A 2346-nucleotide genomic window follows, 5' to 3' on the forward strand; every position below is an offset into this window, starting at 1 on the left:
GACTATCGCATTGGTAGCATCGAGGCGCGTCAGCAATATGACTACGCGAGTAAAACTCCTGTTGCCGAAGCGCCCAGCACTGGAAAAAACGTCGTGAATAGGTGCCGAATCGCGCGTTCCCCTTCATTCGCGCAACGGTTTCACAGAAGGTTCCCGTTGTCGCCGCAATTCTGCCCCGCTTTGGCAACGAGTTTGGCTGCCATCGCCTGACGCATTCTCGACCTGATGGCCCGTCACCGTCGCAGGATCCCCGAGCCGTTGCCACGCGTTGACCCGGCGCCTGTTCCCGTTCGCCAACCAGGGTGCGCTCGCATCTGGTGGTCACCACAAGAGACATGCACGTGAAAGGCTTGACCCCGCTTCGCCGTCAACGGTGGATCGGACGCGATCGACCCGCAGCGTAGACGACACAATTGATCAGTTGCTGATATTCTCGATGGTTCTGGTTCGACCGGGTCGACTGAGGCGAACGGACGAACACGCCATCACCTTCAGCCGCACGGCTTTAGCCGCTAAAAACCCGACCCGATGGGCTCGCCCTGAGCGCACGAATTGTGTATTTACCGGAACGCCGAGAACGACCAAGGTTTTTCGCGCTGTAATACGATGATCGACGAAAAGAAGCTCGAAGAGCGCCTGGTCGCGCTTGAAGCGGCCAAGTCCTGGAGTCCACGCGTCGTCTCGCGGCTGGAGACGCTGTTGCGCTCGGGCACGGACGAGGCGCTCTACCGTATCAATCCGGTCCAGTTCGCCACGGACAAATCGATCGCCGAAGCTGAAGCGATCGATCTTTTCCTCCATGCCTGCGTGGCCGGGCTGTTCGATATGGACTGGCTGCTCGTCTGTCCGATGTGCTCCGACGTCGTCGAGAGTTTTCGAAGCCTGCGCAAACTGCACACGCATTTCCACTGCCACCTCTGTCAAAGCGATTACGACGCCGCGCTCGACGATTACATCGCGGTGACTTTTACGGTTTCGCCCGCCGTGCGCAGCATCCGTTTCCATCAACCCGATACGCTATCGGCCTGGGATTTCGTCTTCCATTACAAGCTGACGCCGGGCGGCATGTTGCCCGATGGCGTGCCATGGCGCGAGGCTGCCAAAGGGCTTGTGAGGGTGCTCACCCGCATAGATCCAGGTTCTGCGGTCAATCTCGAAGTTGATGCGGCCGAAGGCGCGCTTCTGGGCCAGGATTTCGAAAGCGACGCCCAGTTCTTTTTCCCGGTCGCAAACGCGGCGGGCGCAACGCCATCCCATGTACCGGTCATGCTCGACGGCGGCAGATGCGTAGCCGCCACGACGGCCATCGCGCCCGGCAAGGTCGTGTTCGACGTTCGCAATGCCGGCAGGCTGCCGGTGGTCTTCGGCATCCTGCAGCTTCCGATGGCGAGTTTTGAGCGCCCAAGACTTCGCTTCACGCCATCCTTGTCCGGCAAGCGGCTGCTGATGACGCAAACCTTTCGCGACTTCTTCCGCTCGGAGGTGATCAGTGCGACGGAGGGCATTGCGGTTCTCGATGTCACCCTGGTCTTCACCGATCTGAAGGGCTCGACGGCACTCTACGAGCGGATCGGTGACCTCAACGCCTACATTCAGGTGCAGCGGCATTTTCAGCATCTGCTCGACGCCACCATTCGGCACAATGGCGCCGTCACCAAGACGATCGGCGACGCGGTGATGGCGGCGTTTTCGACCTCGGCCGATGCGGTGCAGGCCGCGCTCGAGATGCGCGAGGCCGTGGACCAGCTCAATCGTGACCGCCCGCAGCGCGATTTCATCCTGAAGATCGGCGTGCATCGGGGAGCCTCGATCGCGGTCACGCTCAACGACCGGCTCGATTATTTTGGCCAGACCGTGAACATCGCAGCGCGGGTGCAGAACCTCGCCGACGGCGACGAGATCTGCATCACCGAAGACGTCTACGGCGCGTCGGCCGTGGCAGACATCATTGCGCCATGCAAGGTGACGAAGAGCGAGGCGGAGCTCAAGGGCGTCAACAAGGCGATGTCGATCTATCGTCTCGCCCGAATGGCGTCCTAATCTAGTCGGGACTCGGTGTCACCGATCAGATCCGCAGGATTTTTCCCGGGTTCATGATGTTTTTCGGATCGAGCGCCCGCTTGATCGTGCGCATGATGTCGAGCTCTGTCCTGGAGCGGTAGTGCGCCAGCTCGTCGATCTTCTCGATGCCGATGCCATGTTCCGCCGAAATCGAACCTCCCATCGAGCTGATGAGATCGTTCACGGCGCGCGTGATCGCGCGCGAATACTGCGTGAGTGTCTGCCGGTCCATGCCAACAGGACCCATGAAGGAGAAGTGCAGGTTGCCGTCTCCGATGTGGCCGA

The 2346-nt window shown here is 60.5% G+C and carries 3 protein-coding genes; 2 read left to right on the forward strand and 1 reads right to left on the reverse strand.

From position 1 onward, the window contains the following. Together JOZ76_RS22825 and JOZ76_RS22830 are read left to right on the forward strand one after the other, a co-directional pair. A partial coding sequence (locus JOZ76_RS22825) for a hypothetical protein (RefSeq protein WP_291702136.1) occupies positions 1 to 210 on the forward strand: 210 nt, incomplete at its 5' end. A gap of 396 nt (positions 211 to 606) precedes the next feature. Further along, a complete protein-coding gene (locus tag JOZ76_RS22830; protein WP_291702139.1) occupies positions 607 to 2040 on the forward strand; it encodes an adenylate/guanylate cyclase domain-containing protein in 1434 nt (477 codons plus the stop codon). A 25-nt stretch (positions 2041 to 2065) separates the two neighbouring features. Here the strand turns inward: JOZ76_RS22830 and JOZ76_RS22835 are convergent. Then, positions 2066 to 2346 (reverse strand): FAD-binding oxidoreductase (locus tag JOZ76_RS22835; RefSeq protein WP_291702141.1); only part of this gene is annotated, 281 nt, incomplete at its 5' end.

It is taken from the genome of Bradyrhizobium sp., from assembly GCF_019244115.1.
Taxonomy (GTDB): domain Bacteria; phylum Pseudomonadota; class Alphaproteobacteria; order Rhizobiales; family Xanthobacteraceae; genus Bradyrhizobium.

Bases quoted from the DNA above. Each gene is read 5' to 3' on its own strand.
- JOZ76_RS22830 (WP_291702139.1), top strand. From the start codon at position 607: ATGATCGACGAAAAGAAGCTCGAAGAGCGCCTGGTCGCGCTTGAAGCG.